Source organism: Leclercia sp. Colony189 (genome assembly GCF_009740165.1).
Classification (GTDB): domain Bacteria; phylum Pseudomonadota; class Gammaproteobacteria; order Enterobacterales; family Enterobacteriaceae; genus Enterobacter.
Window position 1 is genome coordinate 2,716,297 of sequence record NZ_CP046557.1, and the last position, 23,723, is coordinate 2,740,019.

General features: G+C 55.7%; 26 protein-coding genes. 10 read left to right on the forward strand and 16 right to left on the reverse strand.

The genetic code is table 11. The features are described from left to right. Nucleotide 1: 1 nt before the first annotated feature. Genes sirB2 through hemA form a run of 4 tightly spaced genes read right to left on the reverse strand, consistent with a single transcriptional unit; the run spans nucleotide 2 to nucleotide 3,601 of the window. Nucleotides 2–394, reverse strand: coding sequence for an invasion regulator SirB2 (sirB2, locus tag GNG29_RS12850; protein ID WP_103179949.1), 393 nt, complete (start codon nucleotides 392–394; stop codon nucleotides 2–4). After that, nucleotides 387–1,220 carry a peptide chain release factor N(5)-glutamine methyltransferase gene (gene prmC / locus GNG29_RS12855; protein ID WP_103179950.1) on the reverse strand — a complete coding sequence of 278 codons (834 nt, stop codon included), beginning with the start codon at nucleotides 1,218–1,220 and terminating at the stop codon, nucleotides 387–389. Before prmC ends, sirB2 begins: the two co-directional genes overlap by 8 nt. After that, nucleotides 1,220–2,302: a peptide chain release factor 1 gene (prfA, locus tag GNG29_RS12860; RefSeq protein WP_103179951.1), complete on the reverse strand. Its 1,083-nt coding sequence runs from the start codon at nucleotides 2,300–2,302 to the stop codon at nucleotides 1,220–1,222. Before prfA ends, prmC begins: the two co-directional genes overlap by 1 nt. 42 nt (nucleotides 2,303–2,344) lie before the next feature. After that, on the reverse strand, nucleotides 2,345–3,601 hold the full coding sequence (hemA, locus tag GNG29_RS12865) for a glutamyl-tRNA reductase (protein WP_103179952.1): 1,257 nt from the start codon (nucleotides 3,599–3,601) through the stop codon (nucleotides 2,345–2,347). Nucleotides 3,602–3,822: 221 nt separating this feature from the next. Here hemA and lolB point away from each other — a divergent pair, with 221 nt between their 5' ends. The 4 genes from lolB (at nucleotide 3,823) to dauA (ending at nucleotide 8,168) form a co-directional block, all read left to right on the forward strand. Beyond that, nucleotides 3,823–4,434, forward strand: a complete 612-nt coding sequence (lolB, locus tag GNG29_RS12870; RefSeq protein WP_103179953.1) for a lipoprotein insertase outer membrane protein LolB — start codon at nucleotides 3,823–3,825, stop codon at nucleotides 4,432–4,434. After that, complete coding sequence (ispE, locus tag GNG29_RS12875) at nucleotides 4,431–5,300, forward strand: 4-(cytidine 5'-diphospho)-2-C-methyl-D-erythritol kinase (protein WP_103179954.1); 870 nt, start codon at nucleotides 4,431–4,433, stop codon at nucleotides 5,298–5,300. Before lolB ends, ispE begins: the two co-directional genes overlap by 4 nt. A 123-nt stretch (nucleotides 5,301–5,423) precedes the next feature. After that, complete coding sequence (gene prs / locus GNG29_RS12880) at nucleotides 5,424–6,371, forward strand: ribose-phosphate diphosphokinase (RefSeq protein WP_003856663.1); 948 nt, start codon at nucleotides 5,424–5,426, stop codon at nucleotides 6,369–6,371. Nucleotides 6,372–6,491: 120 nt separating this feature from the next. Then, nucleotides 6,492–8,168, forward strand: a complete 1,677-nt coding sequence (dauA, locus tag GNG29_RS12885; protein WP_197080164.1) for a C4-dicarboxylic acid transporter DauA — start codon at nucleotides 6,492–6,494, stop codon at nucleotides 8,166–8,168. On the opposite strand, the gene GNG29_RS12890 is transcribed toward dauA, so the two are convergent. Both GNG29_RS12890 and ychH read right to left on the reverse strand, forming a co-directional pair. Next, nucleotides 8,154–9,197: a MerR family transcriptional regulator gene (locus GNG29_RS12890; RefSeq protein ID WP_103179955.1), complete on the reverse strand. Its 1,044-nt coding sequence runs from the start codon at nucleotides 9,195–9,197 to the stop codon at nucleotides 8,154–8,156. The genes dauA and GNG29_RS12890 overlap by 15 nt on opposite strands. A 117-nt stretch (nucleotides 9,198–9,314) precedes the next feature. Further along, nucleotides 9,315–9,590 (reverse strand): stress-induced protein YchH, encoded by a 276-nt coding sequence (gene ychH, locus GNG29_RS12895; RefSeq protein WP_103179956.1) that lies wholly within the window; start codon nucleotides 9,588–9,590, stop codon nucleotides 9,315–9,317. Nucleotides 9,591–9,864: 274 nt separating this feature from the next. Here ychH and pth point away from each other — a divergent pair, with 274 nt between their 5' ends. After that, nucleotides 9,865–10,449: an aminoacyl-tRNA hydrolase gene (pth, locus tag GNG29_RS12900; protein ID WP_103179957.1), complete on the forward strand. Its 585-nt coding sequence runs from the start codon at nucleotides 9,865–9,867 to the stop codon at nucleotides 10,447–10,449. 126 nt (nucleotides 10,450–10,575) lie between these two features. After that, nucleotides 10,576–11,670: a redox-regulated ATPase YchF gene (ychF, locus tag GNG29_RS12905; RefSeq protein ID WP_103179958.1), complete on the forward strand. Its 1,095-nt coding sequence runs from the start codon at nucleotides 10,576–10,578 to the stop codon at nucleotides 11,668–11,670. Nucleotides 11,671–11,784: 114 nt separating this feature from the next. Here the strand turns inward: ychF and ftrA are convergent, their stop codons facing one another. After that, on the reverse strand, nucleotides 11,785–12,750 hold the full coding sequence (gene ftrA, locus GNG29_RS12910; protein ID WP_156654673.1) for a transcriptional regulator FtrA: 966 nt from the start codon (nucleotides 12,748–12,750) through the stop codon (nucleotides 11,785–11,787). A gap of 108 nt (nucleotides 12,751–12,858) precedes the next feature. Between ftrA and GNG29_RS12915 the strand changes: the two genes are divergently transcribed. Beyond that, nucleotides 12,859–13,254 (forward strand): rhodanese-like domain-containing protein, encoded by a 396-nt coding sequence (locus GNG29_RS12915; RefSeq protein ID WP_156654674.1) that lies wholly within the window; start codon nucleotides 12,859–12,861, stop codon nucleotides 13,252–13,254. Nucleotides 13,255–13,299: 45 nt separating this feature from the next. On the opposite strand, the gene GNG29_RS12920 is transcribed toward GNG29_RS12915, so the two are convergent. Continuing rightward, on the reverse strand, nucleotides 13,300–14,685 hold the full coding sequence (locus tag GNG29_RS12920) for a cytosine permease (RefSeq protein ID WP_197431853.1): 1,386 nt from the start codon (nucleotides 14,683–14,685) through the stop codon (nucleotides 13,300–13,302). 296 nt (nucleotides 14,686–14,981) lie between these two features. Here GNG29_RS12920 and GNG29_RS12925 point away from each other — a divergent pair, with 296 nt between their 5' ends. After that, complete coding sequence (locus GNG29_RS12925; protein ID WP_156654676.1) at nucleotides 14,982–17,255, forward strand: FdhF/YdeP family oxidoreductase; 2,274 nt, start codon at nucleotides 14,982–14,984, stop codon at nucleotides 17,253–17,255. A gap of 90 nt (nucleotides 17,256–17,345) precedes the next feature. On the opposite strand, the gene GNG29_RS12930 is transcribed toward GNG29_RS12925, so the two are convergent. Then, the gene (locus GNG29_RS12930) at nucleotides 17,346–17,747 is read right to left on the reverse strand and encodes an SgcJ/EcaC family oxidoreductase (RefSeq protein WP_103179963.1); all 402 of its coding nucleotides are present in this window, start codon (nucleotides 17,745–17,747) and stop codon (nucleotides 17,346–17,348) included. 245 nt (nucleotides 17,748–17,992) lie between these two features. Here GNG29_RS12930 and GNG29_RS12935 point away from each other — a divergent pair, with 245 nt between their 5' ends. Next, nucleotides 17,993–18,562, forward strand: coding sequence for a hypothetical protein (locus tag GNG29_RS12935; protein WP_156654677.1), 570 nt, complete (start codon nucleotides 17,993–17,995; stop codon nucleotides 18,560–18,562). Between the two features lie 263 nt (nucleotides 18,563–18,825). Here GNG29_RS12935 and GNG29_RS12940 read toward each other — a convergent pair whose 3' ends face one another. The 4 genes from GNG29_RS12940 to GNG29_RS12955 form a co-directional block, all read right to left on the reverse strand. Then, on the reverse strand, nucleotides 18,826–19,149 hold the full coding sequence (locus tag GNG29_RS12940) for an AzlD domain-containing protein (RefSeq protein WP_103179964.1): 324 nt from the start codon (nucleotides 19,147–19,149) through the stop codon (nucleotides 18,826–18,828). 1 nt (nucleotide 19,150) lies between these two features. After that, entirely contained in the window at nucleotides 19,151–19,885 is a 735-nt protein-coding gene (locus GNG29_RS12945) for an AzlC family ABC transporter permease (RefSeq protein ID WP_103179965.1), read from the reverse strand. A 114-nt stretch (nucleotides 19,886–19,999) separates the two neighbouring features. After that, nucleotides 20,000–20,320, reverse strand: a complete 321-nt coding sequence (locus GNG29_RS12950) for a hypothetical protein (RefSeq protein ID WP_156654678.1) — start codon at nucleotides 20,318–20,320, stop codon at nucleotides 20,000–20,002. A gap of 18 nt (nucleotides 20,321–20,338) precedes the next feature. Then, the gene (locus tag GNG29_RS12955) at nucleotides 20,339–21,067 is read right to left on the reverse strand and encodes an FUSC family protein (RefSeq protein WP_197431805.1); all 729 of its coding nucleotides are present in this window, start codon (nucleotides 21,065–21,067) and stop codon (nucleotides 20,339–20,341) included. 394 nt (nucleotides 21,068–21,461) lie between these two features. On the opposite strand from GNG29_RS12955, the gene GNG29_RS12960 reads away from it, so the two are divergent. Continuing rightward, on the forward strand, nucleotides 21,462–21,917 hold the full coding sequence (locus GNG29_RS12960; RefSeq protein WP_103179967.1) for a hypothetical protein: 456 nt from the start codon (nucleotides 21,462–21,464) through the stop codon (nucleotides 21,915–21,917). A gap of 55 nt (nucleotides 21,918–21,972) precedes the next feature. Here GNG29_RS12960 and GNG29_RS12965 read toward each other — a convergent pair whose 3' ends face one another. The 3 genes from GNG29_RS12965 to GNG29_RS12975 are packed head-to-tail and all read right to left on the reverse strand — an operon-like array spanning nucleotide 21,973 to nucleotide 23,173. Next, nucleotides 21,973–22,215, reverse strand: coding sequence for a hypothetical protein (locus GNG29_RS12965; RefSeq protein ID WP_103179968.1), 243 nt, complete (start codon nucleotides 22,213–22,215; stop codon nucleotides 21,973–21,975). Nucleotides 22,216–22,217: 2 nt separating this feature from the next. Then, nucleotides 22,218–22,694 carry a DUF2778 domain-containing protein gene (locus tag GNG29_RS12970; protein WP_103179969.1) on the reverse strand — a complete coding sequence of 159 codons (477 nt, stop codon included), beginning with the start codon at nucleotides 22,692–22,694 and terminating at the stop codon, nucleotides 22,218–22,220. Further along, nucleotides 22,691–23,173 carry an Hcp family type VI secretion system effector gene (locus GNG29_RS12975; RefSeq protein WP_103179970.1) on the reverse strand — a complete coding sequence of 161 codons (483 nt, stop codon included), beginning with the start codon at nucleotides 23,171–23,173 and terminating at the stop codon, nucleotides 22,691–22,693. Before GNG29_RS12975 ends, GNG29_RS12970 begins: the two co-directional genes overlap by 4 nt. Between the last annotated feature and the right edge of the window lie 550 nt (nucleotides 23,174–23,723).

Sequence of the window (23,723 nt, forward strand, 5' to 3'; positions counted from 1 at the left end):
CTTACCCCAGTATCGGTATTCTTGTGGTGGCGAGTTTAATGATGATGTACAGCACCACCAGCCCCAGCAGAAAGGCAACAAACCCCGCCTGCTGGCTGCGCGGACGATGACGCCCCAGCGCAATAAAACCCAAAACGATGTAGATGATAACGCCAAACAGCTTTTCAGTCAGCCATGACCCTTCATCTGTAAACGGCAGATAACCGGTCACCCACATCAACCCTGCGCCGGAAAGAAACAGCACGGTGTCGATGCAGTGCGGCAGAACCCGCACCCAGCGCGCGTTGATAAGGGCGTTATTGCTGTAACGCCACCAGTAACGCAGCGCAAAAAACGTGACGGTCAGGACGACTGCCGTCAGGTGCAGGGCGATCAGTACAGAGAAGCTATTCATGCCACTTGCCCACGGTCAGGCGCTCGTTGCCGCCATAGTCGCGACAGGTTTCAACCTGGGCAAAACCGGCCTGCAGGAAGAGATTGCGCACCGCTTCGCCCTGCGTCCAGCCATGCTCGAGCAGCAGCCAGCCATTGCTGACCAGGTGTTGGCGAGACTGGATAATAATATGGCTGAGATCTGCCAGTCCGTGATCCGCCGCAACCAGCGCGCTGCGCGGTTCAAAGCGCACATCCCCTTCGCCGAGATGCGGATCGCACTCATCGATATAGGGCGGGTTACTGACGATCATCTCAAACTGCTGGTCAGCAAGAGCGGTAAACCAGCTGCTCTGCTGCACCGTCACATTCTTTAACGCCAGGCGCTCAAGGTTACGCTGTGCCAGCGCCACCGCATCGGGCATGAGATCTACTGCCGTCACCTGACAGTCCGGACGCTCGCTGGCCAGCGCCAGGGCGATGGCCCCGGTGCCGGTGCCGAGATCCAGAATGCGCGCGGGGGTGGCGGGCAATCTCGCCAGCGCCTGCTCCACCAGGCATTCGGTATCGGGACGGGGAATTAGCGTTGCAGCAGAGACATAGAGCGGCAGCGACCAGAACTCACGTTCGCCCACCAGGTGCGCCACCGGCTCGCCGGTTTTGCGCCGGGCGAGGAGTGCATCAAGCTCTCTTTGCTGATCGGCGGTAAGCGCTGTTTCGCCAAAGGCGAGAATCCAGGTGCGTGCTTTGCCCGTCACATGCTCCAGCAGGATCTCCGCATCGCGACGGGGGCTTTCGCTCCCCGCCAGCGTGCTTATCGCCTGCTGTAGCCAGTGCTGAAAATCCATTAATCCTGCTCTGCCAGCGCTGCCAGCTGGTCGGCCTGGTACTCCTGCACGATAGGTTCGATCAGCAGATCCAGTTTGCCTTCCATCGTCTCATCCAGACGATAGAGGGTCAGGTTGATGCGGTGATCGGTCACGCGACCCTGCGGGAAGTTATAGGTGCGGTTGCGATCGCTGCGATCGCCGCTGCCCAGCAGGTTGCGACGGGTTGAGGCTTCCGCCTGCTGGCGTTTCGCCATCTCTGCGGCATGGATACGGGCACCCAGCACCGAGAGCGCTTTGGCTTTGTTTTTATGCTGGGAACGTTCGTCCTGACACTCCACCACGATGCCGGTTGGCAGGTGGGTAATACGGATCGCGGAGTCGGTGGTGTTAACGTGCTGACCGCCCGCGCCGGAGGAGCGGAAAGTATCGATACGCAAATCCGCCGGGTTAATGTCCGGCAGCTCAGCTTCCGGCAGCTCGGGCATCACCGCCACGGTGCAGGCGGAGGTGTGGATACGCCCCTGGGATTCGGTGGCCGGGACGCGCTGGACGCGATGGCCGCCGGACTCAAACTTCAGGCGACCATATACGCCCTCGCCGCTGATTTTGGCGATCACTTCTTTATAGCCACCATGTTCGCCTTCGTTGGCGCTCATGATCTCCACACGCCAGCGACGCGACTCGGCGTAGCGGCTGTACATGCGGAACAGATCCCCGGCAAACAGGGCCGCTTCATCCCCGCCGGTTCCGGCGCGGACTTCGACAAAGGCGTTGCGTTCATCGTCCGGATCTTTTGGCAGCAGAAGCACCTGAAGCTGCTGTTCCATCTCTTCGGAGCGGACTTTCGCCTCCTGCAACTCTTCCTGCGCCATCTCGCGCATTTCCGGGTCGTCGAGCATCATCTGCGCGGTTTCAATATCTTCCTGAACCTGCTGCCAGTCGGTAAAGCAGCGCGCAACGTCACTTAATTGCGCATATTCGCGCGACAGGGCGCGGAAACGTTCCTGGTCGGCAATGGTCGCGGCATCGCCGAGCAGCGCCTGAACTTCTTCATGGCGCTCGTGCAGCGCTTCCAGTTTGGCGACAATAGAGGGCTTCATAGGCGTAAGTGCACCTTTTAATTATAAAATGGGTATGGCGCGCTATTCCAGCCCGAGGCTGTCGCGCAGAATATTCAGGCGTTCGTCGTCCCCGTCACGGGCAGCCTGTTGAAGTGATTTGGTTGGGGCATGGATCAAACGGTTGGTCAGTTTCCATGCCAGTTCCTGCATGATGACCTGCGGATCGCCGCCCTGCTCCAGGGCCGCCATCGCTTTGGCAGTCAGTTCATTACGTACCTGTTCCGCCTGACCGCGGTATTCGCGAATCGTCTCGCTGACGCTTTGCGCGCGCAGCCAGGCCATAAATTCGCTGGTTTCCTGCTCGACAATCGTTTCGGCCTGCACCGCCGCCGCTTTACGCTGGGCGAGATTGTGGGAAATGATGCTTTGCAGATCGTCCACGCTGTAGAGATAGGCGTTCGCCAGCTTGCCCACTTCCGGTTCGACATCACGCGGAACGGCGATGTCCACCAGCAGCATCGGCTGATTCCGGCGGGACTTAAGGGCGCGCTCGACCATACCTTTGCCGATAATCGGCAGCGGGCTGGCGGTGGAGCTGATGATGATATCCGCCTCGTTGAGACGGGCGTCGATGTCGCTGAGGGCAATCACTTCCGCGCCGACCTCATCCGCCAGCGCCTGGGCGCGTTCGCGGGTGCGGTTGGCGATAATCATCTTCTTCACTTTGTGTTCGCGCAGATGACGCGCGACCAGCTCGATGGTTTCGCCTGCGCCAACCAGCAGCACAGAGACCGTCGAGAGGGATTCAAAGATCTGGCGCGCCAGCGTACAGGCGGCAAACGCAACGGAAACGGCACTGGCGCCAATGTCGGTTTCGGTTCGCACTCGCTTAGCGACAGAGAAGGATTTCTGGAACATGCGCTCCAGCTCGCTGGCCTTAAGGTGGCCTTTTTGCGAGTCGGCAAACGCTTTTTTAACCTGTCCGAGGATCTGCGGCTCGCCGAGCACCAGCGAATCAAGGCCGCTGGCCACGCGCATCAGATGGCTGACCGCATCGTTATCCTGATGCCAGTAGAGGCTGTTACTCAGCTCTTCTTCGTTCAGGTTGTGGTATTCGCATAACCAGCGGATCAACGCTTCGTGCAGGTTGTCCTGCTCTTCCACGCTGAGATAGAGCTCAGTACGGTTGCACGTCGACAGCACCACGCCCCCCTGCACCATCGGCTGGGCAAGCAGACTTTCCAGCGCCTGGTCGAGCGTATCCGGCGAAAACGTGACGCGTTCTCGCAGTGAAACCGGGGCCGTTTTGTGGTTAATACCGAGTGCTAAAAGGGTCATATGAGCGGGAGTAGTACCAGCGTTAATAGGGTTAGCAGGGCGCATCATACAGGATGCGCGAGATCAATAAAAGAGACTGCCCCCTTTCGGAGTAATAGGTTATTAGTTGTTATTAACCGCTAATTTGATGATTTAGGACAACTTGAGCGTAGACGCTCCCGCTACCGGGCGCTAGCATTAAGGGTTATAACCGCCACGTATCTCAAGGATTTGTCATTATTATGACCAGACTGATTCGCCTCCTGCCTCTCGCCGCGCTGGTACTTACCGCATGTTCCATTACGCCGCCCAAAGGGCCAGGCAAAAGCCCTGACTCACCGCAGTGGCGTCAGCACCAGCAGGAGGTGCGTGGTTTAAGCCAGTACCAGACCCGCGGTGCCTTTGCATATCTGTCGGATCAGCAGAAAGTGTATGCCCGCTTCTTCTGGCAGCAGACCGGCCAGGATCGCTATCGCCTGCTGTTGCTCAACCCGGTGGGGAGCACCGAAATGGAGCTGATTGCCCAGCCAGGCAGCGCGCAAATCACCGATAATAAAGGGCAGAAATATACCGGTACCGATGCCGAAGAGATGATCGGCAAGCTGACCGGGATGCCGATTCCGATTACCAGCCTGCGCCAGTGGATCCTCGGCCTGCCGGGCGACGCCACCGATTACAAACTCGACGACCAGTATCGTCTGAGTGAAGTGAACTACAGCCAGAACGGTAAAAACTGGCACGTGGTCTATGGCGGCTACGACAGCAACACCAAACCGGCCCTGCCAACCAGCCTGGAATTGACCGAAGGCGGCCAGCGCATCAAGCTGAAGATGGATAACTGGATTGTCAAATGATGACCCACTGGCCTTCACCCGCAAAACTTAACCTGTTTTTATACATCACCGGCCAGCGTGCGGACGGCTATCACACCCTGCAGACGCTGTTTCAGTTTATCGACTACGGCGACACCATTTCGATTGAACCGCGTCAGGATGGGCAGCTTCGTCTGCTCACCCCGGTGGAGGGCGTGGCCGATGAAGATAACCTGATCGTCCGTGCTGCCCGGATGCTGATGGCGGCGGCGCAGCAAAGCGGACGCCTGCCGGCGGGCAGCGGCGCGGATATCCGCGTGGAGAAAAGGTTGCCGATGGGCGGCGGGCTCGGCGGGGGCTCGTCAAATGCCGCTACCGTACTGGTGGTGCTCAATCACCTCTGGGGCTGCGATCTCTCGGTGGATGAACTGGCCGCGCTCGGGTTAACGCTCGGGGCCGACGTGCCGGTGTTTGTCCGGGGGCATGCGGCCTTTGCCGAAGGGGTGGGCGAGATCCTCTCCCCGGCCGAACCCGCGGAAAAATGGTACCTGGTCGCCCACCCGGGCGTCAGCATCCCTACCCCGGTTATCTTTAAAGATCCGGACCTTCCACGCGATACCCCCGTCCGGTCAATAGAAACGTTATTAAAATGTGAATTCAGCAACGATTGCGAGGATATCGCAAGAAAACGTTTTCGCGAGGTTGATGAAGCGCTTTCCTGGCTGTTAGAATACGCGCCGTCGCGCCTGACTGGCACAGGAGCCTGTGTCTTTGCTGAATTTGATACGGAATCCGCTGCACGTCAGGTGCTCGAGCTGGCTCCAGAGTGGCTGCATGGTTTCGTGGCGCGCGGTATGAATATCTCCCCGCTACAGCAGGCCATTCTGGCGCAATCTGAGTTTCGGTGACAACGTCACCCTGTTCCAGACGTTGCATCGCGCTCTTTAATACACCGCCTGGATAGCATTCGCCTGGCCCGCACAGTTTACGGCGAACTATCCACCACTGGACGCATGCCTGAGGTTCTTCTCGTGCCTGATATGAAGCTTTTTGCTGGTAACGCCACCCCGGAACTAGCACAACGTATTGCCAACCGCCTGTACACTTCTCTTGGCGACGCCGCCGTAGGTCGCTTTAGCGATGGCGAAGTCAGCGTACAAATTAACGAAAATGTACGCGGTGGTGATATTTTCATCATCCAGTCCACCTGTGCTCCAACTAACGACAACCTGATGGAACTGGTTGTTATGGTCGATGCCCTGCGCCGTGCTTCCGCTGGCCGTATCACTGCTGTTATTCCTTACTTTGGCTATGCCCGTCAGGACCGTCGCGTCCGTTCCGCACGTGTGCCAATTACCGCAAAAGTTGTTGCTGACTTCCTCTCAAGCGTGGGTGTTGACCGCGTTCTGACGGTTGACCTGCATGCCGAGCAGATCCAGGGCTTCTTTGATGTTCCGGTTGATAACGTATTCGGCAGCCCAATCCTGCTGGAAGATATGCTGCAGCTGAACCTGGACAACCCGATTGTGGTTTCTCCGGACATCGGCGGCGTGGTTCGCGCTCGCGCTATCGCCAAACTGCTGAATGACACCGACATGGCGATCATCGATAAACGTCGTCCGCGCGCTAACGTTTCTCAGGTGATGCATATCATCGGTGACGTTGCTGGCCGTGACTGCGTGCTGGTTGACGACATGATCGACACCGGCGGCACTCTGTGCAAAGCCGCCGAAGCGCTGAAAGAGCGTGGTGCTAAACGCGTGTTCGCCTACGCGACTCACCCGATCTTCTCCGGCAATGCCGTGAACAACCTGCGCAACTCCGTTATTGATGAAGTTGTGGTGTGCGACACCATCCCACTGAGCGACGAGATCAAAGCGCTGCCAAACGTGCGTACTTTGACCCTCTCCGGGATGCTGGCAGAAGCGATTCGTCGTATCAGCAACGAAGAGTCTATCTCTGCCATGTTCGAACACTAATCGGACGCAGTCAGAAAACCCGCTACGGCGGGTTTTTTTGTCTGCAAGATGTATTTGTATGATTAATGCCTCCTTCACCTGCCATTGATATGACAGATGATGCGCACACGGATGATGATTGTGAAAAACGCTTCCTCTCATGTTCTTCCCTTCCGCGCCCTCATCGACGCCTGCTGGAAAGAGAAATATACCCTGTCGCGGTTTACCCGCGATCTTATCGCCGGCATTACGGTCGGCATTATTGCCATTCCATTGGCGATGGCGCTGGCCATTGGCAGCGGCGTGGCGCCTCAGTATGGCCTCTACACCGCCGCCGTTGCCGGGATTGTGATTGCCCTGACCGGTGGGTCGCGCTTTAGCGTCTCCGGGCCCACCGCAGCCTTTGTGGTGATCCTCTATCCGGTTTCTCAGCAGTTTGGTCTGGGCGGATTGCTGGTGGCGACCCTGATGTCCGGGGTATTTTTGATTCTGTTCGGTCTGGCGCGCTTTGGCCGGCTGATTGAGTATATTCCCCTCTCCGTCACGCTGGGCTTCACCTCCGGGATCGGCATCACCATCGGCACCATGCAGATTAAGGACTTCCTGGGCTTACAGATGGCCCACGTGCCGGAGCATTACCTGCAAAAAGTGGGGGCGCTGGCGATGGCGCTGCCGACAACAAACCTGGGCGATGCGGCGATTGGCGTGGTGACCCTGGGCACGCTGATCCTCTGGCCACGGCTGGGCATCCGCCTGCCAGGACACCTGCCCGCCCTGCTGCTGGGCTGCGCGGTAATGGGGATAGTCAATCTGCTGGGCGGCCATGTCGCCACTATCGGCTCGCAGTTCCACTACGTGCTGGCGGATGGCTCCCAGGGTAACGGTATTCCGCAGCTTCTGCCCCAGCTGGTGCTGCCGTGGGATCTGCCCGGCTCCAGCTTTACCTTAAGCTGGGACTCCCTGCGCGCCCTGCTGCCAGCCGCTTTTTCGATGGCGATGTTAGGGGCGATTGAGTCGCTGCTCTGCGCCGTGGTGCTGGACGGCATGACCGGCACCAAACATAAAGCCAACAGCGAACTGGTCGGCCAGGGGCTGGGCAACATTATCGCCCCGTTCTTCGGCGGCATTACCGCCACAGCGGCCATCGCCCGTTCCGCGGCCAACGTGCGCGCGGGCGCCACGTCGCCGGTCTCGGCGGTGGTCCATTCGGTGCTGGTGATCCTCGCCCTGCTGGTGCTGGCGCCCTTGCTCTCCTGGTTGCCGCTCTCGGCCATGGCCGCCCTGCTGCTGATGGTGGCATGGAACATGAGCGAGGCGCATAAAGTCATCAACCTGCTGCGCCGCGCCCCCAAAGACGACATCATCGTAATGCTGATCTGCATGTCGCTGACGGTACTGTTTGACATGGTCATTGCGATAAGCGTCGGGATTGTGCTGGCATCATTACTGTTTATGCGTCGCATTGCCCGTATGACCCGTCTGGCCAGCGTCAATGTCGCCACGCCGGAAGACGTGCTGGTGCTGCGAGTCATCGGCCCGCTGTTTTTTGCCGCCGCGGAAGGATTGTTCAGCGAACTGGAGTCGCGCATTGCGGGGAAACGTGTCGTGGTGCTGAAATGGGATGCGGTCCCGGTGCTGGATGCCGGCGGGCTGGACGCCTTCCAGCGTTTTGTCCAACGTCTGCCGGAGGGCTGTGAACTGCGGGTGACCAATCTCGAATTCCAGCCCCTGCGCACGATGGCGCGCGCAGGGGTTCAGCCCATTGCGGGCCGTCTGGCGTTCTATCCTGACCGTGAGGCCGCGTTAGCGGATCTGTGACATCCGGCGCTGCATCATGATGCCTATCGCCTGCTGAAGCCACTCGAGCACAGCAGGCGTCATCCAGGTCCCTTTCATCAGATGCGGCTCCTGCTGCATCGCCTCGCGGAATTTTTGCTGAGTTGCAGGATTATCCCCTGCGTAAGACTGGAACAGCGCCAGCCAGTTTTCCGCCAGCCGCTGTGCTTCCGGACTCTCTGCCTGCACCCCTTCCCGGCTTGCCTGATGCAGTTTTGCCACCAGTGCAGGCCACTCCATCATGCGATCAAAATAGTGCGCACGGGTAAACGCCATCTCCTCGGGCGTCAGGTAGCGCTGCCAGATAGCCAGCTTGCTCTCGGCGAAGGCCCGGGTGATGAAATCGAGGATATCAGCGTCGATCCCCGTCTGCTCACGCATTTGCGGCTCCACGCTGTGCATCTCATTCAGGCGGGTCAGGAAGTCGGGGTTGCCTGCGGTATCCTGCTCAAGCTGCGTCATCCAACGCGTAGCCAGCCCGGTAGCGCGTGGGTCGGCAACGTCCACCTTTTCCGCCAGCATGCGGCGGGCTTCGGCCACCAGCCCGGCCCAGATCTCTGCCAGGGCGTCACTCTGCTGCGCAAACGGTAATACCTGTAACTCTTCTTTACTGAACCAGCGATCGTACATCGTCATTAACTCCAGCGTCTGTAACCAGGATTCCAGATCGGGCTCGGTGCCTGCGGCCAGCGTGCTATGCAAACTCACGAGCTGCTCGCGCAGCGTCTGAATGCTGCGCATCTGTTTATCCAGCAGAGCGATTTGCGCGCCCAGGAGATCCACCATGGAGCGCGGATCCCGATCGAGAACCTCTTTAATTTCGGCAAGCTCCAGCCCCGCTCTGGCTAACACCTGGATACGGTGTAGCCGCTGTACATCCGCGAGGGTATAAAGACGGTAACCTGCCGCACTTCTGGCAGAGGGCAGCAGCAAGCCGGTTTGCTCATAATGGTGTAATGTCCGAACGGTGATCCCCGCTCTCTTCGCCAACAGGCCAACCTGAATTAACATCGCTGCTCCTTTTATCTCGCCATCACGGTCACTCTGGTGCCTTACGTTACGTGAGGGTCAAGAAAAAAGGCAAAAAAAAACGGCTTCCGAAGAAACCGCTTTTCGCGCTGTCACAGGTTAGCTGTGCTTATGCTGTTCGCGACGGCAGCGTTTATCATAATGGCGCACCCACCAGTAGCGGTCGCAGACCTGTTCGTGGCCGCTGACGCGCGCCCCGGCCAGCCAGAGCACCGCTCCCAGGAAGATGCTCAACACTGCGCCATGGGCGAAGTATTGTGGCAGGTCAAGTTGCGGAAGCTGGTTTAAAATGGAATAACCGACGCCGACAACCATGACGACTAATCCCAACCCCATCAACACGTTACCGAGTAGCGAAGCGTTTTTGCGTTTCATATAGCACCTCCGGAACTTTGGGTTGTTAGGGAATAATCTCCCTATTCCTTGTGTGTAAAGTATAGACACCACCCGTTTTGCGGATTGCGTCAACGATCACAAATATCTACTTCGGTGCAACAAAACTTTACAAATAAGCCTTTGAGTAGCATGAAATTCTAATGGTTCAACGCCGGGATTATTCAGTTTCTACGTGTCGCTTAGCAGAATTTTGTCAACCGACGCGGCAGACAGTACACTACGCGCCAGACTTAGCACTTTCAGGAATAAAAACGTGACGATTAAACTGATTGTCGGCCTGGCTAACCCCGGCGCGGAATATGCTGCCACCCGCCATAATGCTGGCGCCTGGTATGTTGATCTGCTGGCCGAGCGGTTACGCGCCCCTCTGCGTGAAGAACCTAAATTCTACGGGTTTACCTCTCGCGTTAACCTGGCTGGCGCCGATGTGCGTCTGCTGGTGCCCACGACGTTTATGAATTTAAGCGGTAAAGCGGTGGCCGCGATGGCGACCTTTTATCGCATCAATCCGGATGAGATCCTGGTGGCGCACGACGAACTGGATCTGCCGCCGGGCGTGGCAAAATTCAAACTTGGTGGCGGCCACGGCGGGCACAACGGCTTAAAAGACATCATCAGCAAACTGGGCAATAACCCTAACTTCCATCGCTTACGCGTGGGGATTGGTCATCCGGGCGATAAAAACAAAGTTGTTGGTTTTGTCCTGGGTAAGCCACCGGTTTCCGAGCAGAAACTGATCGACGAGGCGGTAGACGAAGCGGCGCGTTGCACCGAAATCTGGCTCCAGGATGGTTTAACCAAAGCCACCAACCGTCTTCACGCTTTCAAAGCGCAATAACCGGCGCGAAACGGCTTTTTTGCCCCGCAGGCTGCGGGTTACGTGTATAATAGGCGTAGTTATTTACTTTTCTTCGACTCGTTAATGTTAACGTGTTGAATATCAAGATATTAAGGTGATTCAGAAATGGGATTCAAATGCGGTATCGTTGGTCTGCCTAACGTTGGCAAATCCACCCTGTTTAACGCGCTGACTAAGGCGGGCATCGAAGCGGCTAACTTCCCGTTCTGTACCATTGAGCCAAACACCGGTGTTGTACCTATGCCCGATCCGCGTCTGGATCAGCTTGCGGAGATCGTAAAACCGCAGCGCATTCTGCCCACCACCATGGAGTTCGTGGACATCGCGGGCCTGGTAAAAGGCGCCTCGAAAGGTGAAGGCCTGGGTAACCAGTTCCTGACCAACATCCGTGAAACCGAAGCGATCGGCCACGTTGTGCGTTGCTTTGAGAACGACAACATCATCCACGTGAACAACAAAGTGGACCCGGCTGACGATATCGAGGTGATCAACACCGAGCTGGCACTGGCGGACCTGGATACCTGCGAGCGCGCCCTGCAGCGCGTGCAGAAGAAAGCCAAAGGCGGCGACAAAGACGCGAAAGCGGAACAGGCTGCGCTGGAAAAATGTCTGCCACAGCTCGAAAACGCGGGCATGCTGCGCGCGCTGAAAAACCTGACTGACGAAGACAAAGCGGCGATCAAATACCTGAGCTTCCTGACCCTGAAGCCGACCATGTACATTGCCAACGTCAATGAAGACGGTTTTGAAAACAACCCATACCTGGACAAAGTGCGTGAAATCGCAGCAGCGGAAGGTTCTGTGGTCGTGGCCGTGTGTGCGGCTGTTGAGTCTGATATCGCCGAGCTGGACGATGCCGACCGTGAAGAGTTCATGGCTGAGCTGGGTCTGGAAGAGCCAGGTCTGAACCGCGTGATCCGCGCCGGTTACCAACTGCTGAACCTGCAGACCTACTTCACCGCTGGCGTGAAAGAAGTGCGCGCCTGGACTATCCCTGTCGGCGCGACGGCACCACAGGCGGCGGGTAAAATCCACACCGACTTTGAAAAAGGCTTTATCCGTGCCCAGACCATCGCCTTTGAAGACTTTATTACCTACAAGGGTGAGCAAGGTGCGAAAGAAGCCGGCAAGATGCGTGCAGAAGGGAAAGACTACATCGTTAAAGATGGCGATGTGATGAACTTCCTGTTTAACGTTTAAGGGTCATGCATCTGCGGATGCGTTAACTGACCTGAAAAAATCCACGCCATGGCGTGGATTTTTTTATCAAAGGCACGTTGTCTCGCCTGGAGAATCATTAAACAACCTTGCCCATTATTGCTCTGCTGAAGTGTAAAACCCCTTCCTGTATGCCGCAGGGGTCGTCGACAGCTGATTTTTGAAGTGATGACGCATCGTCGCCACGCTGCCAAACCCCACCTCCTCCGCGATACGCTCAATCGACAACTGGCTATTCTCCAGCAAATCCTGGCTGCGGCTCAGGCGGGCGTGGAGCAACCACTGGGCGGGCGTCTTGCCGGTGGTGGCGGTGAAACGGCGCAAAAAGGTACGCGGGCTCATCCCGACAAATTTTGCCAGCGACTCAACGGTATGCGGCTCGGCAAGTCTGGCGTACAGGTAGTCGAAGAGTGCCCCAAGGCGATGGCCTTCATAGGCGACAGGCACCGCCTGCTGAATAAACTGAGCCTGGCCGCCGTCGCGATGGGGCGACACCACCAGCCGACGCGCGACGCGGTTGGCCGCCACGCTGCCATAATCCCGGCGCACCAGGTGCAGACAAAGATCGATACCCGCCGCGCTGCCTGCGGAGGTCAATACATCACCGTTATCAATATACAGCACGTCAGGTGTGACCTTGATGGCGGGATAACGCTGTTGCAGCAGGTCGGTATAACGCCAGTGGGTGGTCGCCTGCCGGTTGTCGAGTAACCCTGCGGCGGCCAGCACAAAGACTCCGGAACAGATAGAGAGGATCCTCGCCCCACGTTGATGTGCCGCGACAAGCTGCTCGCACAGCGCGGCGGGCACCGGAACTTCGGCCCCCCGCCAGCCGGGCACGATGATCGTTCCGGCCTCACTCAGCAGCTCCAGCCCGCCATCCACCACCAACCTGAAGCCGCCCGTTGCGCGTAACTCACCCGGATCAACGCCCGCCACCGCAAAGCGATACCACTCCTCGCCCATCTCGGGGCGGGGCAGCGCGAAAATTTCGACGGCAATACCGAATTCAAAGGTACAGAGGCCGTCATAGGCCAGTACAACCACCAGAGGATTATTCATCACCACACTCAATGGGTTTTGTCATGATCTTGATGTTATCTGGCATTTCTGCCAGCTGTCAAAGCCGCGTCTCCGCCGTAGAGTAAAGGCTCATTCCTGGAGGTGTTTATGAGCTATGTAACTGATTATCCTGCTGCGTCGCCAAATGTCGCAGCAAACCATTTTTTACAGCGACTGAGCGTGGAAACAGACTGTGACGATGTGCATACCGCGTTTAAAGAGGGTAATGTCGATTTTGTGTTGCTGCATGTGGTCGGTAGCCCGGAGGCATTCGCCCGCCGTCATATTCCTGGGGCGCTGCACCTGCGACATCGCGATATGACCGAGCAAAGAATGGCGGAGTGGCCCTCCGATACAGTGTTTGTGGTCTATTGCGCCGGGCCGCACTGCAACGGTGCGGATCGCGCCGCGCTGAAGCTGGCGCAGATGGGCCGCCCGGTGAAAATTATGATTGGCGGAATGACCGGCTGGGCCGACGAAGGTTTTGCTTTTAACCCCCAGTAAAAGAGCCGCGATCCCGTCTGACCTGCGGGATCGCTGACACCTCTTTCACCTGCCCGACGCCGGATAGATCGTCTCTGTCGGCAGCACCCGCCGATCAAAACGCCGCAAGCTATAATAGAGCGCTGCGGTACAGAACCAGCCAATCACCCACGAGACATCGTTGTCGGCAAACAGCCAGGTCAGCGAGCCGTGGTAGAGTGGGTTTTCAATAAACGGCAGCTGGATCAACACGCCAACAACATAGACGCTGATGGCAAACATGTTCCAGTGCCCGTAGCGACCACGGGAATCGAACAGCGCCGGAATATCTACCGCTTTACGGGAGATAATAAAGTAATCGGTCAGGCTGATGGCGCTCCACGGTACGAAAAAGGCCAACAGGAACAGCAGGAAATGGGTGAAGTGCTTCAGGAACGCCGGTTCGCTCAGCAGCGCAATCACGCACGAAAGGGCCACCATCAGTACCACAAAGGTCACACGGCTTTTCTGGTTCAGCGTCGTCTGCCGGCGAAAGCCCGAGACAATGGTGGTCAGGGACATAAAACTGCCGCAGGCGTTGAGGGTGGTAAAGGTGATTTTGCCAAAGCAGATCGCAAAGTAGATCACCATCGCCATCGCCTCGCTTTTACCCAGTCCGACGATGTAACTCACCTCATGTCCCTTGAAGGCGCTGCCGGCGATTGCCGCGGTGATCACCCCGAGCGTCATGGACGCCTGGGTGCCCAGCACCGTACCGCTGAAGACGGAGAGGAAGGTCTTCACCCCTGAGACGTCGCGCGGCAGATAGCGGGAATAGTCGGAGACGTAGGGACAAAAGGCGATCTGCCATGAGGAGGAGAGCGATACCGCCAGCAGGAACATCGGCATCGAGAAGTGGTTATTCTGCATCACAGAGCCCACATCGCTGGCGATCAGCAGAGCGATAAACAGATAGACAAACGCCAGCACCCCCACCACGCTCGCTACCTTGCCGAGCTTGTGGATCACCTTATATCCCAGCACCGCAATCACGATAATGATCGCGCTGAACAGGATCATACCGGCCACGTTCGAGATCGACAGCAGCCTGGCCATCGCCTGTCCGGCCAGTACCGTCCCGCTGGCGGAGAAGCCGACATACATCACGCAGACCAGCGCCAGCGGGATCACCGCACCCAGCACACCAAACTGGGCGCGACTGATGATCATCTGCGGCAGACCGAGGCGCGGTCCCTGCAGGGCATGAAATGACATTACCACCGCGCCCAGCACCTGCCCCACCAGCAGGCCAATGATGGACCACACCACATCCCCGCCCAGCACCACTGCCAGCGCCCCGGTCACAATGGCGGTGATCTGCAGATTGCCGCCAAACCACAGCGTAAACTGACTGAAGGGGTGGCCGTGCCGTTCATTATCCGGGATGTAATCGATGGATCGTGTTTCCGATATTCGCGTCCCGCCGCGCTTTGACTGCACTTCTGAAGATGAAAAAGACGACATAGTTTCCTCTCTGAGTGGATGATTAATGCCCGTCAGAAACCCTGCTATACCTATGCAACGCCATATGACAGAACATGTATATACAACCATTGACATCCACCCACACGCATCTGATGGTGGATTTGTGAACTGAACTGTGAATAATTTGTAATTAACATGAAAACTATATGTGATTGAGATGGGTTTCGATCGACAGTCAAATCAGGCATCGCCATCACATATACCCGCTTAAGACAGGAGTGCAGATGAGCAATAACAGACGAGCGGTACCCGGCATTCGCCATTACGCCGGCCCTGCGGGGGGCTGGGGAGCCTTAAAAGCCACGGCGATTGCCGTGCGTACGCAGATGGACACCTTTGACGCTCCCGCCACGCTGCTGCGCACCAACCAGCCCGACGGCTTCGACTGCCCGGGCTGCGCCTGGCCCGACAAAGAACACAAATCCACCTTTCAGTTTTGCGAGAACGGCGCCAAGGCGGTGACCTGGGAAGCGACCACAAAGCGTGTCACCCCGGAATTTTTCGCTGAGCACACCGTCAACACCCTGTGGTCAAAAAGCGATTTTGAGCTGGAAGGCTATGGGCGCCTGACCCATCCCATGAAATACGATCCGCAGAGCGATACTTTTCTTCCGGTGGCGTGGGATGAAGCCTTTGCCCGTATCGGCGAGGTGCTGCGCGAGCTCCCCCCGGATGAGGTGGAGTTTTACACCTCCGGGCGCGCGTCAAACGAAGCCGCCTTCCTGTATCAGCTGTTTGCCCGTCAGCTGGGCACCAATAATTTCCCCGACTGCTCTAATATGTGCCACCAGGCCACCAGCGTCGGCCTGCCCCGCTCCATCGGGATTGGCAAAGGCACCGTCTCGCTGGAGGATTTCGACCATACTGAGCTGGTGATCTCCATCGGCCATAACCCGGGCACCAACCATCCACGGATGATGGGCACCCTGCACGAGCTCTCCCGCCGGGGCGTGCCGATTATCGTTTTTAACCCGCTGCGCGAAACGGCGCTGGAGCGCTTCGCCGATCCGCAAAATGTCAGAGAGATGGCGACATACAGCGCCACCGATATCGCCTCGACGTACTATCAGGTTAAAGCCGGGGGCGACGCCGCGGCGTTAAAAGGTATCGCAAAACATCTGCTGGTGCTGGATGCGCTGGATCATGACTTTATCGCCAGCCACACCCAGGGGTTTGCCGATTTTGCCGCCGATATCGCCGCCACGGGCTGGGAGGCCATCGAGCGCGAGTCTGGCCTGAAGCGCGCCGATCTGGAGAACGTGGCGCGCCTCTACGCTAAGTCCAGCGCCACCATCATCACCTACGGCATGGGGATCACCCAGCATAACAAGGGTACCGCCAATGTGCGTTTGATCGCCGACCTCCTGCTGCTGCGCGGCAATTTTGGCAAGCCCGGCGCGGGCATCTGTCCGTTACGCGGCCACTCCAACGTGCAGGGCAACCGCACCGTGGGGATCACCGAAAAACCGACCGCGGCCTTTCTGGACCGGCTGGGCACGGTGTTCGGTTTTACCCCACCAGCCACCCACGGCCACGACGCGGTACAGGCGGCGCAGGCGATGATTAACGGCGAGGCCAAAGCGCTCCTCTGCCTCGGGGGAAATTTTGCGGTAGCGATGCCCGATCACGACAGGGCGTTTGCGGCGCTGAAACGTCTCGATCTCAGCGTACATGTCGCTACCAAGCTGAACCGCACCCACCTGCTGGTCGGGAAAGAGACATATCTTCTCCCCTGCCTGGGGCGCACCGAACTGGATATGCAGCAGAGCGGCCAGCAGTCAATCACCGTGGAAGACTCGATGTCGATGGTGCATGCCTCCCGCGGCAAGCTCAAACCGGCCTCTCCCTGGCTACGCTCGGAACCCGCCATTGTCGCCGGGATCGCCCACGCCACCCTGCTCCACAGCAAAACCGACTGGCTGGGTCTGGTGGAGGATTACGACCGCATTCGCGACGCTATCGAGCAGACGCTGCCGGGCTTTGAAAATTTCAACGCCCGCATCCGGGTGCCGGGCGGATTTCGTATGCCGCTGCCGCCCACGGAGCGCGTCTGGCCCACCGCCAGCGGCAAGGCGATGTTTTCGCTGTTTGAGGGTGTGAGCGAGAACAGTCCGGGCGAAGGTGAGCGCGTGCTGCGTCTGGTTACACTGCGTAGTCACGACCAGTACAACACCACCATCTATGCCCTGGATGACCGCTATCGCGGCGTGTTCGGCCGGCGCGACGTGCTGTTTATGAACGAAGAGGATATGCAGCAGTTGGGGCTGGAGCATGGCGATCGGGTAGATATTCATACCGCCCTCCCCGGCTCACAGCAGCGTCTGGATGACATCACCGTGGTGGCCTACAGCATTGCCCCTGGCACGGTTGCTGGCTACTACCCGGAAGCGAACGTGCTGGTACCGCTGGATTATCTCGATAAAGAGAGCGGTACGCCGTCGTACAAATCAGTGCCCGTCCGCCTGAGTCTGCGCTCAAAGGAGATCCGCGCCCTCTAATCTCTTCTCACGCCGTCACCGATCCGGTGTGTTGCCCGGATCGGTGATGCTCTCTCTGTTCAGTTTGACGCCGGTCAGCAAATAAAAAGGTCAGGTGGGTTCAGCATCTAACACTGACGTTCCGTAGGAATTGTCGATGGTGCACAGCCAGCGGTCATTTTCCAGACGGAATACATAGGTTGCACGCCGGGTGATCTCTGTTGTAGCGCCCTGTTCATCCGGGTAAAAAAGCTGGGATTCCATGATCACCAGCGCATCTCCTCCGCCTTCAATGATCTGGATATCGCCCTGCTTCACAACGAGCTGATCCTGGAAATAATCAGAAATGGAAATAAAGGCGCTGCGGATATTGTCTTTACCTTTAACGATCATACCGGGCTTAACCACCAGCGCGGCGTCGTCGGCGTAGTGCTCCATCAGCGAATCAAAATCTTTGGCTAAGATCGCCCTGTCACACGCCTTAATGATATTGCGAAGCGGGTGTTCGTACATGTGCATACTCCCTGTTCAGTGATTGCCTCTATTCACTGTATCACCCGTCGGCGCAAAGTGTTGGCCGGGCAAGCGAAAGTGCCCGGCTGGCCTTTCTGGAAGAGGTCTCGCAAAGCCAAAAGTAAATCCATGTAATACCCGGTTGTGGGTTTTCATACTTCAATCACGGTCATAAAGTGACCGCATTGCGGCACATTTGCCATTGTGCCAGGGAACTATCAGGCGTTGTATGCAGGGAGCAATAAGTGCGTATAGAAGAAGAGGTTTTTCTTGACGATTATGGTATGAGGAGAAAAAGATTCGTCTACGATCATCGGGTTCATCACAGCTACGTCTTTGTTGCTGGTCACGAGGTATATACCGTGATTGTGGGCAGTCTGTTAGATGAAGCGACATTTACTCGGATCGGATATGAAATGCCGCCAGCCATTCCATTCCCGATCAATGGAATGGCAGAAGTCTGTTTTGATACTTTCGACGGTATGGGGGGCCTGGCTGATTTTCGTCATATTAAATTCAAAGGATTAGGCAGCGCTGTTGTTTTGCAATCAGTTTCCCTGGCCTTAATCGCTCACGCAGAGAAACTTCACATCGGGGGATTTGTTTTTCAGGCGGCTTCTGGAGGCGTGGTGGATAAGGGGCGCCGCACCTCTCTGGAAGAGATCTATGACGTTCTGCTTGGGTTAAAAAATGTACCGCGCTACAATCCGCACACAGGGTTGCCAAAAAGAACGCCGCGACCACTGATACAGGGAGATGTCCATGCCTACAAGAGAGTTACAGAAGGGAGAGCCTGCTATGTCGTATTGCAATAAGCACGAACATTCCGCGCTTCTTGCCCCTGGTGACAGGGAAAAGAGAGTATTTCAGGCATTAGCATCTGCGGAGTTGCACACTCATGGCATCAGTGCAGAGGCATATATTCACGATCTTAAAGCCGAACTGGCTGCAGTTAAAAAACGATCTTCTGCCACCCTGCTTCGCAAAAAACTAAATGCATCATCTGGGCGAGAATAACCCGACATCTGAGCGTAGCTTCCAGCAACAGGCCCAACAATCGGGCCTTATTTTTTGCAGATTAAGTGCCTAAAAAATACCCCGCCGCGCAAAACGCTACCACTCCCGCGATCACCGTGGCAAAGAGTCCGCGGGTAAGAATGCCCACCAGAGTGGCAAACGCCGCCGCCAGCAGCGAGATGCTGATCCCCGAATCTGTCATTGCAGGTTTACTCATCAGTTCGGCGGCAACCAGGGCGGCCATGATGGCGGTGGGGATAAAGCTCAGCCACTGCAGCAACACCTCCGGCAGCCGAAAACGGGATAACAACAAAACCGGCACGGTACGCATCAGGGCAGTGACCAGCGCCGAGGCGAGGATCGCCAGCAGAATATTTCTTTCCATCTTATTTTCCTTTCCGGGCGCGTAACAGCAGCGTCGCCAGCGTGGCGGCCAGGGATGCGGCCAAAATGACCACCAGACTGAGCGAGCTACTCCCGGCAGTCAGCAGTGTGATCGCCACCGCGACGACAATATTGATGGTTTCGAGGATCTTCCTGCGGCTGGCAAACCACATCATCAGGATCAGGCCGATAAACATCGACACCAGGCTGAAGCCCAGCCCCTCCATCAGCGAGGCGGGCAGCGTGGTTGCCAGCCATGCTCCGGCCACACAGGCGATGATCCAGTTCAGCCAGGCGGTAATATTCAGCCCCAGCATCCAGGGGTAGCTGATTTTGCCCTGCGGGCTGGCGCGCTGCACCGCCACGCCAAAGGTTTCGTCGGTCAGCAACAGCCCGCTGACCACTTTCTGCAGGGTGGTGTAGTCACGAAAAAAAACGCTCATGGAGGAGCTCATCAGCAGGTAGCGCAGGTTGACCAGCAGCACGCTCAGCACCACGGAGGCCATTTCCGCCCCTGCGGCCCAGAGTGAGTAAAACAGGAACTGCGCCGAACCGGCGTAGAGGGCGCTCGCCAACAGCGCGATTTGCCCGGTGGTAAACCCGGAGAGCGTGCCTATCGCCCCCGCCGCAAAGCCAATGCTCCAGTAGCCTGCAATGGTGGGGAGACAGGCAGCAATACCGGCCCGAAATTCGTCCGTGACGGACGCGGGATGTCCGGTATTTATCTTCATCAACATCGTTTCTTCCCTTATATTACTTAGCTCAATAACTATCTTAAGAATCAACAGCAAACGCTATAGTAAAATACTGCTTAGCCGTGAAATTTATTCAGGTTGTGGGAGCCAGAGAATTCAGACGCTTAGTTTTAGCGAGCGAAATACCACCATAACAATGCTAATGAAAATAATGGCGATCAGTATGCTGGCACAGCGCATAACGGCCTGGATCGGCTCGGCCAGCCATAACGTATCCTGTATAAAAACGATGATCCAGGCCACAGTAAACTGACGTCCGAAATAACTGATGGAAGATTTTCCCTGTTGCAGATGACACCCCAGCCATAATCCCGCGACCAGTATTGCTATATACACCGGGGGATAATGATGCATGAGAGGTAAAAGGATAAAACTCAGCAATGTAGCGGCCATGCACCCGTATAAACGTTGCTGCATTCGCTGGCCGATCTGCTGTTATAGGGGCTGAGTCGAGGCAGGAAGAATAAAGACCGCCAGCACTGAAACCATCGCCTGCCAGAATCCCGTCAGCTGGAAAACGAGCAATATCGGCGTCACCAGTAATAGTGTAATCCCGGCCTGCAGGGGCAATAGCGGTCGATGAGCTGGCTCAGGGTGACTCTCCTGATGCGGCGGTGCAACCTGTCTGCGCCGGTTTAACGGATAAAAGAGCAAAGTAATCGCAATGCAAACTACGCAACCCAACACCACCTCTTCGATACGGTTAAACGTAAAACGTAACAGATGACGCAGCTCACTGTTCTTCTGCGCTTCAGCCATCACCATCATGGATGTGACCGCCCCCAGCACCCAGGAATAGGACCAGCGGGAGATGTCCGCTTGCCATACCGCCACGCCCCCGACAACTGCGCAGAACAGGACCAGAAACGCCGAGTCCTGGACGAGATACGTGGTAAGCAAGAGTGCCAGCACACCGCCCAGCACGGTTCCTGTCACCCGGTTAAACGCCCGAACCATGGAGGCCTTCACTGAATTATTCATCACCGCATAGCTACTCAGTGCTGCCCAGCCAGAGTAATCAAAACCCGCCAGATCGGACAACAGCACCGACACCAACACGGCTGAGATGACCTGAATTGCGAATAATTCTTTCAGCGTTGCTGCAGCCAGACGACTTAGCCAATTTTTGAGTTGAGCGGTCGGTGAATGAAAGCTGATGTTCACGATCTTCTCCCTCTATTTATGTGGCTAAAAGGGAGTGTAGTTATCCGCACAGGGCAAGCAAATCACCCGGTATGACCTTTCTGGAAGCCGCCTCGCAAAGTCTCAAGTAACCTTATGTAATTCGGGGTTAACTCTTTTTATCAGGGGATCGGCGTCGTAGAGTGACTGCGTTGCGGCACATCCGCAATCGGGCGTAGGAACCCGTACTTTCACGACACGACAATATTTTTTGTCGCGAGAGCGCTCATCCCGTTAAAATCACGGTGGCGCTGGCGGAGCAGCCGCGAGGCTGGCCGTTTTTGTCGTGTACGGCATTCCTACCTCCGTCAGCGCTACCACTCATGAGCGTAGGAACTCATGGGATGGTGAGGAGATTTTTAAAAAGGAACACGACATGACAACTCTCTCTAATCTGTATTATACCCCATCTGACGAAAGCGTTATTCATCAACTTACCGCCCTGCCCTTTCCGGCTGATGCGGATCTCTTCGAGACCGCCGAACATTGCGCCGCACTGGTGAGCGTGCTGGTTGAAACTGACGACGCAGCTATATTCAGTGCGCTTTGTGAGCGTTTACTGCATGGCCTTCGCCAGCTGCGAGAACTCTGCGATGCCGATCTGCCGCCGTACCTGGTCGCACAGCTTATCGTGGGGGAGAAAGTCGCCTCCTGCGTACCGGATTGCTGGCAGGAAACCGCGTTACAGGTGGATTATGCGCTGGCGTTAACAGAGGCGCTGCTGGCAGGCACTCTGCCGCCTGGCGTAACGAAGGAATTAACAGGTTTGCTGCATGATATGGTGTGGTTGTTGGCGGAGTTTGTGAAGGAGCGGTATATTACGGCGCACTAAGCGCTGCTGAACGTCTGGGCACATAACCCGGTCAGTAAGACCGGGTTTGTGCTGGTTATAGGTGTCTTTCTTTCATCCTGGCGACAGTGAAAATCAATAGTGTATTGATGATTACTGACGCAGTGAGAACGGATAACATGAATAAATCATTCCACGCCTGCTCGGTAATAAATCCAAACCGATCGCTGAAGCGCTTGAACAAATATACTTCAGGCAGGAGCAGGTAAAATGCTGAAAAAATCACGAGAAATGACAAGAATTGAATAAGCCATAAACCTGCGTGTTTCGCTGGCGTCATCGTTAATACACCTGAATAGTGCCGTAAGCGTTAAGTGATGCGGATACCATCACTGTAGGGGTTCTTAGGAGTGCTTCCCGTAGTACTGCAAAATGACAACGAGAAGGAAGCGTAATGCAGCCGTTACTGATCCCTTTATATCCTGCAGGATGAAGTCTGAAGTTCCCTCTTTCCACTTGTTCAATAAATGTGTGATCATCGATATTCCCATCTACGCGATACAGAGCGAACCATATTGAGTGATCAGAGCCCGTCACTTGCGTTGCAAAAACATCTTTTACGCGTGTACTTAAGCTACGGGGCCGGTCAACAATATAATATTTACCCGGCGGCAGTGGACCAATATCCTTTATGGCAACTGAATCAGGATTATTCCGGTGCTGTCCTGTATTACCCGAATACGCAGGGAAAAAACCAATACCCGGACAGCTCAGATTAGACAAAGCATTGCCGTTAAGCCGAAAGGTACAATGAATCATCGGTCGTTCCACGCATCAGTAAACATGATATTTCCGTCGCAGTGCTTCCATGTAATCTTTTCATAGCGGAGCGAAACAGATTCAAGATGATTATGTTTTTCGGTGCTGGCATTTTTGCAGTTATGCATCAGAGGACAGACCGAGACGACTTTGACACCTTCCAGCAGCATGTTGAAGTATTCAACTTCCTGCCCGGCATCGTTGATGTGATACCACTTAAATTCGGCACTTTTTAGCGTCTGGCCTTTCGCTACTGCCTTGTACAAGTAGGGACTTGATGAATCGAATTCCTTTTCGAAGGTTAATGCACTATGCACTCGAGTTCCTGTAATTTTACCCGTCATGTTATCTGTGGGTAGATGTAGACCATGCGCGAAACTATGAATCTCAATGCTGCCCTCTCGAGCCCTTACATCTACAGAACCTTTAATATCTGCCCCACCGTCATCTTTAAGCCATAAGTAAGCTGGAATAGCCATGATCTTTAATCTCCATTTGACCTTAGAAACCATAATTATAATATGGTTATTTTAGACGGTATATAGATTAATTAACTGTGTAGATTGTCAAATGTCAAAAACCTAAAACCTCGACAAAGTAATTGGCTAGCTTATGAGTATTATTTAAATAATATATTTTATAAATGTTAATATCTATTCATTATGTTTTGCTTAGCACCAAAACCAGTATCTTCAAGCTTACTGTGCGCAGTACCACCAATAGTAAAGTGTAAGTGTTACAACACATCCATATGCAGACACAATACATCGTACTACACCGAGACAATTAACATGTTATAACAACACTCATCATGTTAAAACTACGTTCCCGCAGGCTGAACATCAGCTGCCTAAAGCTAACCGTTTTGTCTTGTTAATCACTCATGCCTCTGGCAGCGTTTCTGTGATGAGCGTCATAAGTTAGATGGCACTGGATTAATTTTGAGCAAGGACAATACCTGTTATGGTTACACTTTATTGATATAATGCAGACTGCAATTCACCAAACTGAGGTTTGAAAGTGTCTATG